Origin of the sequence: Microcoleus sp. AT8-A3, assembly GCF_036705675.1 — a bacterium.
Classification (GTDB): Bacteria; Cyanobacteriota; Cyanobacteriia; order Cyanobacteriales; family Microcoleaceae; genus Microcoleus.
Genome location: NZ_JAUBVD010000109.1, coordinates 1 through 9,974 on the forward strand (window position 1 = coordinate 1; position 9,974 = coordinate 9,974).

The 9,974-nt window shown below is 52.2% G+C and carries 1 protein-coding gene; it reads left to right on the forward strand.

Annotation, left to right across the window (positions count from 1 at the left end):
- Positions 1-60 precede the first annotated feature (60 nt).
- A partial coding sequence (locus tag QUB51_RS29590; protein WP_333264441.1) for a putative Ig domain-containing protein occupies positions 61-9,974 on the forward strand: 9,914 nt, incomplete at its 3' end.

Here is a 9,974-nt window from a genome sequence, read left to right on the forward strand (position 1 = left end):
CAAAATTGGGACGTATTCTCCGCTTATAAAGCCAGTTTAGGCTTTGTTTGGGCTTAAAATTTGTTTAAGTCCCGTTATTACGACATTAGCAAACTGGTTGGTGACGGCATTTTAAAGCCGGGGGAACTGACATCAACCGATACGTTAAAGTTTTACAATCCTCAAGGAGTTCAGTTTAGTTACGATTTAGTATTTTTAAGCCAGTTAAATCAAGTTCCACAATTTAAGGCGACACCAAATACGGAAGCTTTGGTGGGTAAAAGTTACGTTTATACTGCAATTGCCGTTGATGCCGATGGGGATGCGCTGACTTATTCCTTGTTGGAAAAACCGTTGGGGATGGAGATAGATGCTCAAACCGGAATTATTAGTTGGAATCCGGTTGCCGGAGATATTGGAAATCACGCGGTGACGGTGGAAGTGGTAGATGGGAAAGGTGGAGTGGCTAAACAAAATTATACGCTTTCAGCTATTAATCCGCCGCCAAATCGACCGCCGATTTTTACTTCGACGCCTGTTGTCGATGCAGCCGTCAATACACCTTACCGCTACGATGCCGATGCCAAAGACCCAGACTCCGATACCCTAACCTACAACTTGGTACTCGGCCCAGAGGGAATGAGGGTCAACCCAGAAACGGGAATCGTCCAGTGGACGCCGCCAGCAGCAATGGTATTTGGCGACACCGTACTGGGGCGAATTGGCAATCAAGGAGAACAAGATATCTATACTTTCAGCGCTCTCGAAGGACAGCGACTGTACTACGACTCTCTTAGGAGCACTCCTGGACAGACATTAAAGTTGTACAGCCCCAGCGGCTTGCTGGTACTCGATAGCAATACAAGCTATCAAGGCACAAACTATCAAGGCCCTCCAATCAACCTGACCGAAACTGGCAACTACCGCTTAGTCATTGACGGTGCTGCGGGAGAATACGGCTTCAGCTTAATTGACATGGAGCAAACACCCGTTGCACCTTTCGACAGAAACGTGACGGGTGTGCTGAGTCCCGGCTCAGAAGATGACGCATATCGCTTCAACGGAGCCAAAGGACAAAGGCTGTACTTTGACCAACTCAGCACCAACTCCAACCTGAACTGGGTACTATATGATGGAGAGGGCAGGCAGGTAAGCTCCTGGGTTGACGGAAAACAAGGAAACTCTTGGTACGTAGGCTGGTACGACAACGAGATCGTCTTGCCCAGCGACAGCGAGTATACTTTGGTAATGCGGGGCAGCGCGCCCTTCTTCGGCAGCACTTCTTATACCTTCCGAATTGTTACACCCGACACGATTACTTATCCGCTACAGTTGGGCAACAACGCCAACCCCAACACTGTCAGTGCCGCGATTACCGAAAAAGGCGAACAGGATATCTATACTTTTGGTGGCACGAAAGGGCAGCGCCTTTATTTTGACTACTTGTCGAGTAATTCCCAAGTAAATGCCTCCGTAAAGCTGGTCAGTCCCAGTGGCTCCATTGTACCCCAGCTTAACAACATCGGCTTAGGCTCAGATACAGAACCATTTACTATCAACGAGACGGGCACTTACCGCTTGGAGATTGACGGTTACTCCGAAAGCACGGGCAACTACAGCTTCAACTTGCTGGATGTGGGTCAAGCCACACCCATTAACTTAGATGCAGATGTCACCGGACAGTTAAGTCCCGGTTTTGAAACCCACTTTTATTCCTTTACCGGGGACGCCAGTCAGCGCCTTTATCTCGATTCAGATATCAATCCGGGGGGGGCAAACTGGACGCTTTACGGGCCTGGCAATCAGAGGATTGCTACGGACAGCAAGACAACCTTTGGCGGCTCCAACACTTACGAAGGCTACAACGGTAACAGTGTGGGTAGCGATTTTGAGGTTGTGCTGCCATCAGCCGGCAGCTACGTGCTGGCAGTCCAGGGGCGCAACGCTACTCCTGTGGATTACAAATTCCGGGTAATTACCCCCCAAACTCAATCAGCAGCAACGCTTACACCAGATGTGTGGGGCAACTTCAGCCTCTCTGGCAGCATCAGCGAAAAAGGAGAAAGGGATGTCTACACCTTCAGTGGCAGCGCCAACCAGCGACTGCTAATAGACGCCTTGGTAGAGACACCTAACACTTACGTTCGATTAATCAGTCCCAGCGGTATTGAAGTCTTTAATACCAATGCATCCAGTGATTGGGCGAAAACTGTCCCATATATTCTCCCTGAAGCTGGAAATTATCGGCTGATTGTAGACGGGTATGTCGAATCCACAGAAAATTACAACTTCCGGCTGCTCTCTTTAGCAACAGCACCGACATTGAACCTGAATGCTCCTACCAGCGGTACTTTGAGTCCGGGGTCGGAGACGGACGTTTACCAGTTTACAGGTACCGAGGGATCTCGCCTGTATTTGGACACCCTCCTTTCCTCGTCCCCGGGCGGTTGGAATCTCTATGGACCCGGCAACCAGTTAGTGACCTCTAATTACCTGTGGAGCGACATAGAGACAGTGCTGCCGGGAAGCGGAACGTACTACATAGTCTTGCGCGGGGACGGCACTCCCGCGCCAGGCGGCAATGGCACCGCCGCACCTATCAACTACAGCATCCAGCCATTTTTCTCAACTGCCAACCCTACCCCCCTCACCTTGGGTTCCGTCAACAGTGCCAGCATCAGCAAACCTGGAGAACAAGATGTTTACACCTTTACTGGCAGCGTCGGACAGCGACTGTACTTTGACCCCCAACTCGGCAACGGCAACATCACAGCTAAAATCACCAGCCCCAGCGGTCTGGAAATCTTCAGCGGTTACACAAGTGCTGACGGCCTGTCCAATACTCTCACCGAAAGCGGCACTTACCGCTTGACAATTGACGGCAATTATGATAGCTCCGGCAACTACAGTTTCCGCTTGGGGGATGCAACAGCAGCCCCAACCCTGTCTTCGGGAACGGCAACCCCAGGCAGCTTGCCCCCAAACGCAGCAGTGCTGTATCAACTCAGCGGAACGGCAGGAGAGCGAATCCAACTCGACAGCTTGTCACCTGCGGCATCGGGTGCAAGCTGGGCGCTGTACGCTCCCGGTTTTCCAAACTTTTCGTCACAGATAGGCGGCTCTGGGCTAAACAGCGATTTTGAAGTGTTGCTGCCCGTTACAGGTACTTACACCCTAGCGTTGCAGAACCCATCAAGCAGCAGCGTCAGTTACAACATCTCCGCGAACAACATCACCCCCCCGCCAGTGGCGAACTCGGGTTTGGGGATAGCACGCAGCGGTACGGTTTCGCCAGGAACCCCGGCCAACCAAACTTTTACTGCCAGTGCGGGTACGTTAGTTTACTTTGACAGCCTTGATACGGATGGCGATGCTGTCTCCGTCACGCTGTTGAACCCGAGCGGCTCTGTTGTCTCTGCCCTCAATGGCTCCAGCGCCAGCACAGATTCCCCAAGCCCGATTCAGTTGCAGCAAACGGGAACCTACACTTTGCGAGTAGAGGGAACTGGCGACTACGGCTACTCCTTGCTCGATTTGGCAGCATCCCAAACGCTGAATTTGAATACGACTGCGAGCATCCCGTCAATCCCAGCTTGGGGGACGACGGCTTACAAGTTTGATGGCGCGGTGGGTCAAAAGCTGTATTACGACGGGCTGACCAATAACCCAGGCGTCTCGCTTAAGTTAATTTCCCCCAGCGGCAGCCAAATCGCTAACTTTACAGCAGCAGAATATTGGACAAACTACGCAACAGATAGGCTCGACACCTTAACCGAAAGCGGCACTCACTACTTGCTGGTGTCTAACGACCAAGCAACACCAACCGCCAACGTCAGCTTCAGCCTCCTCGACAGAACGAGCGCTACCCCCTTGGTTCTGAACGCAGATATTGAAAGCACCTTTGCCCCCAGCCCCTTTGAAACCGACTTGTACCGCTTTAACGGGCAAGCCGGTCAGTATTTGTACTTTGACGCATTAGATGGTTCGTGGTCTAATACGTGGACTCTCTACGGGCCGGGAGGACAGACAGTCATTAACAGAACGCAGGCACTTAGCGACTTAGAGTTAGCGTTACCCGGTGATGGCGAGTACCTGTTAGCTTTGCAAGGATACAACGGCAGCCCGCCTACCTATAAATTCCAAGTCGTGACACCGACAATGCCCGTAGCATCCCTTCCCATTGGCACCCCAACCCCAGCAAACAGTACCATCAGCGAGCCTGGGGAACAAGACATTTACACCTTCAATGGAACGGCAGGCCAGCGTCTGTACTTCGACGGCATTGCAGATAGCGGTTCAAAAAACGTTCGGCTTCTAAGCCCCAGCGGTGTCGAAGTATTCCCCAACATATCGACATCCTGGAACCGCGACTTGTTCGCGCTTCTGGAAACGGGTACTTACCGCGCTGTTGTCGATACCCCTACTACAACATATATCCCAGACACCACCAAAACAGGCGCTTACAGCTTCCGCTTCTTAGACGCTTCTCAAGCAGCGCCAATGGTGCTAGACGCCCCCGCTCAAACTTGGACTGTAGCAGCAAACGAAACGCGGTTGTTGCAGTTTACAGGTACGGCAGGGCAAAACGTCTACTTTTTTAATGATGGCAGCAACTGGACGCTTTACGGGCCTGGCAACAGCATCCTGAAACCGAATGGGGCGGGCGATGCAGAATTAACCTTGCCTGCCGACGGCACTTACACCGTAGCGCTCGTTAACCCACATAACAGCAGCGTAAATTACCCATTCCAAGCAGTTACTTCTGAACGGACAACAGCCCCCATCGAATTCGGGAACGCGGCAACGGGTGCCATTGGGAAAATGGGGGAACTGGACACCTACACTTTCACGGGTACAGTAGGTCAGCAGCTAGTCGTAGATAGCCTCGTCGCTAATGACCCTTATTTGCGGACGAAAATTTTTAGTCCTAGCGGCAAAGAGATTTACCAACAGCAAACAACAGCAGAACAGAAACCAATAACCCTAGAAGAGGCGGGTGCTTACCGAGTTGAAATTGATGGGGATTGGAGAGGCACGGGCAACTACAGTTTCCGCCTCCTCGACACGAAGAGTACCAACCATCCCAGCGTCTTCGACTTGCCCTTTGACCAAAACCTGTCGGGTACTTTAGCTAATGCCCGAGAGCGACAAGTTTATCGGTTTGAAGGAACAGAAGGGCAACACCTGTATTTTGACCTAGCAGGAAGCTGGGACGGGAATAAGGGTACGGGTTGGACGCTTTACGGGCCTGACAACCAAGTGATACCTGCGCCCCTCAGCGGGCTGTCGCCGGACTTAGAAGTCAGGCTGCCGGGGAACGGCACTTACACTCTGGTGATGGGTGGCAGCACTAACGTTACCGCCCCAGAGAGTTACCAATTTAAAGTAACGACACCCGAAACAACTGTATCCCCTTTAACTTTGAGTTCGCCCGTCTCTAGCAGCATTAACGAACCTGGAGAGCGGGATATCTATAAATTTAACGGCAAGCCCGGTCAGCGGCTGTTCTTTGACCGCATCAGCGGCGACAGCAACTTCACTGTTAAGCTGTTCTCGCCCAGCCATCCTACCGATACGGTACTCAACGACCCCAACAGCCCCAGCATCAACAATTATTGGAGCATTCAGCCGACGTGGAGCAGCAATTTGAATGCTGACATGACCGCCCCTATGTTTCTGCAGGAGGCAGGCGAGTACCACTTAGTCATCGACGGTACCGACAATACGACGGGCAATTACAGTTTCCGTTTGGTGGATGTGGAAGACCCGCAAGCAGTACCGCTTTTAAATCTGGATGCCGATATTTCCAATACCCTCGCACCGGGAACCGAGATAGATTTCTACCAATTTAAACCTGCTGTTGGGCAGCCGCTTTATTTCGATTTAGCAGCCAGTACCGGCAGCGACGTTCGCTGGGTGCTTTACGGGCCGGACAACAAGCCTGTCCCGGCAGCGGGGTGGACTGGTTCTGACTTTGAAATAACGCCGTCAGTCCCCGGCACTTACGTCCTTGCCCTTCAGAACAATTCCGCAACTCCCGCTAACTACAGTTTTAAAGTTGCTACCCCTCCCATAGCTACCCCCACTGCCTTGGAACTGGGCAGTACCGTATCGGGGACTATTGCGGAAGTTGGGGAAAGAAACGAATATACTTTCGCGGGAACTCCGGGACAGCGGGTATATTTCGACAGTCAAGGTGCCAGCAGCGGCATCCGCGCTAAATTGATTAGTCCCAGCGGTGCTGAATTTACCAACAATACCTGGAACGCAGCCAGTCCCACTGGCAACTGGATTGCAGCCAATGCTGACTGGGTGCCGACAACTCTTACCGAGTCGGGAACTTACCGTTTGATTGTGGATGGGGATGACAGTGCGACAGGTAGTTACAACTTCCGCTTGCAGGATGTGGCAGCAGCAACTCCTCTACCTGTGGCAACCCCGACCCCAAGCAGGCTCGAACCGGGCAATGAAACCGAGCTGTATAAATTTACGGGGAAGGCGGGACAAACGCTGAATTTTGACGCGGCTGTGCCTTTTAGCAGCAGCGCTAGCTGGATAGTCTACGGACCAAACAACCAAGTGGTTCCTCAAACTGGCGTGTCTGGGTCTGACTTTAACCTGATGCTGCCGGCAAACGGGGAGTATGTCTTAGCAGTTCGCGGTAACAGCGCAACTCCCGTTGACTACAGCTTTACGGTAACGGACTCTACGCCAACACCCGTTGCCACAACTGGGCTCGGCAGCGTGCAAAGTGGAAATATTGCAGAGGGACAGGTTGTCAACCATACCTTTACAGCTAGTGCTGGCACTCGCATTTACTTTGACAGTCAAGACTGGGACAACGACCCAGTTGAGGTCAAGCTGTTCAACCCTGACGGCAGCCCAATCATCCACATTAACGCCAGCAACGACTGGGGTCACTATCAACTGCTGCAAACGGGGACTTACACTGTGCGCGTGCAGGGGAGCAATGCCACCAGTACGGGTGACTATCGCTACCGCATTCTAGAGTTGCCGTCCGTTACTCCAGACCCCCGCGACAATGAGAACTCCCTGCAAATGGGGGTGACGGTTAGCAAAACTCAAGACCCCGGGCGAACTGCTGAAGTTTACAGTTTTACAGGATCGGCCGGACAAACAATCTTTTACGACGGTATGGTTCCGGGTGGAGGGGCTGAATCTGTTGCCGCCCGCTTGGTTAGCCCAAGCGGTGACACGATATTTCTCAACGATGGTTGGTGGCGCGCGTCGTCAACTGGCGATGCCGGCCCTTATACCTTAAGTGAGTCTGGTACTTACAATTTGTTACTGACTGGGGAACAAGATTCTCCTGCTGACTTCCGCTTCCGAGTGCTGGATTTTGCAGACGCCCAAGACTTGGAACTCAACAAGCGTGTCAGCGCTACTTTGGAGCCGGGAAAACCGGTTCACCTCTACAAGTTTACTGGAACTGCGGGTCAGCGCGTTTTCTTTGACTCAATATCGGGAGGCTGGTCTAATAATTGGATACTTTACCAGCCGGGGCATCAAAACAGCTCGCCAAGGACTGTTGGCATCAACAATATTGCCACGGACTTCGAGGCATTGTTGCCTGTTGACGGGGAGTACGTTTTGGCAGTAATTGGCGACTCTACTACAGCTTCTGCTTACAGTTTCCAAACGCTGTCTGGAAAGTCCGTACCCGCAGTCGTTACTCCCGGGGATGGCGAGACTAGCGGTGCTATTGGTCAGGAATTGGGGACTTACCGCGTCGTCTTGGAAGCGGCTGACGGCAAAGGTGGTGTTGCCCAGCAAGATTTCCAAGTGCGGGTGGTACCCGAACCTGGAAACAGTTCCCCAACTTTCAACACTTCGGCCGTTACTTCTGGTTATACAAGCGGGCGCTATGTATACGACACGGATGCCAGCGATGCTGACGGGGATACTCTCACTTATTTGCTGGAAGACGCGCCCAGCGGTGCAATTATTGATTCAGAAACGGGCAGGATTATTTGGGCGACTCCCGTCGAGGGTACTCACAAAGTGAGAGTCAGAGTCGAGGACGGTCGCGGCAACGCGGACATCCAAAGTTTTGATTTGTCAATCAGCAGCGTCGTCCCCGGCACGGTTAAGGGCAGCGTGTATCTGGATGCAGACGGGACTGGCACTCGCCGCGTTACCAATCCGGGTAACATGACTCCTGACAGTCGGGTAGTAGTAGGCTTAGACTTCAAAGACAACTACGCTGCCTACGACTTAGGTAGGCCAGATGGAGTCCCTGGCATCTTGGGGGCGATGACCTTCAAACGCAACCCGGACGGTACTGTTGACCCGAATACTTTGCTCTTAGGTGGCGGTGCAGCCTCTTCTGGGGGTGCCCTGTACGAAGTTAAGGTAGTGCGGGGAGAAAACGGTCATATCATCGGCTTAGACGACGACGGCGAAGCAGAAACTCCCTACACAGCCAATTACTTTGCCGACTCTCCCTACAGCGACGCGGGTTTGGTCTACACCCCCGACAACGTACTCTTAGCCAATTTGTGGAAACCGACCGGCATCTATTCCATCAAACCAGGTGGCGCGCCCAGTGGTTACTATCCCAGGGCTATGGGCGGCTTGACTTTCGTTCCCGAAGGTTTTCCCGGAGAGGGGCAACTCAAAGCCACTGGTGCCTACCCCAGCAATGGATTCTACACCCTCACCTACACGCGCAACGGCAACTTCCCCGACGGTACGCCCCGCTACACCATCAATCCGCCTGAATTGGAAACAACCGCAGGTGCCGGCCCGGGTGCCTTTGTTTATATGCCAATCTCCGCACCCAATTTTGACAGCGGTGAAGGTTTGCTGATGGCAGAATGGAATGGTGGTGGCATCTATGCTTACTCTATAGATAACGACGGCAATCCCATTCCTTCAACTCGAACTCCTTTTGTTACCAATTATGGGGGTGCCTGGGGCGCAACAACCGACCCGGTGACGGGAGACTTACTCTTCAACGCTTGGGGCGGTTTTGACAACTTAATGGTAGTCCGAGGTTTAGGTAAACCGACAGACAACGAACCGGGAATGGAAAATTGGTTAGTTTATGTCGATAATGACCGCGACGGCATCCGAGATACCGACGAACCCTACACTTACAGCGACGCCAGCGGCAACTATTCCTTCACCCTCGCCCCTGGAACTTATCGCATCGTCTCTCAATTGCAACCGGGATGGACTCAAACATCTCCAACCAATCCCATTTATCAAGAAGTAACAGTCACCGCTAACAATACAAAGTTTGGAGTAGATTTTGCAGCCACAAATTCCAAACTAGCAGGCCCCAATATTGACCCCGAATTTACCAGTACCCCGCCAACAACAGTCAAAGCAGGAGAAAGATTAGTTTACAGAACATCTGCAACTGACTTAAACAACGACGATTTAACCTTCGATTTAGCAGTCGCCCCCAAAGGCATGGCAGTTGCCCCCAACGGTACAATATCTTGGCGTCCCCCACTGTCGGCAGTTGGAACCCACGACATCATTGTCAGAGTAAATGACGGCAGAGGCGGCATCGATTTACAAGCCTTCAAAATCGAAGTTACCCCCGGAAACAACGCCCCAGTCTTCACAAGTCAACTGCCACAAAACATCAATCCCGCCGTCAACCAACCATTCCAATATCAAGCCAAAGCCATAGACTTAGATGGAGACGCAATTACCTACTCCATAATTCCCAATTCCAGCAAACCTGTCACCCCCACTAACGCCACAATCAACCCCACAACCGGAGTAATTAATTGGACTCCTACAACCGCACAGCAAGGAGGTGCATTCAATTGGGCATATGCCGGCGAAGTCGAACCTTGGGAAATCTTAATTAAAGCAACAGATAACAAAGGGGGAGAAGCATTCCAAAGAATCGAATTAACCGTCAGCCCAGCCGCCCCCAATCGCCCGCCATCCATCACCTCCACTCCCCGCACAAATACCCGTTTGGGTAAGACATATTTCTATCAAGTAGCAGCCAC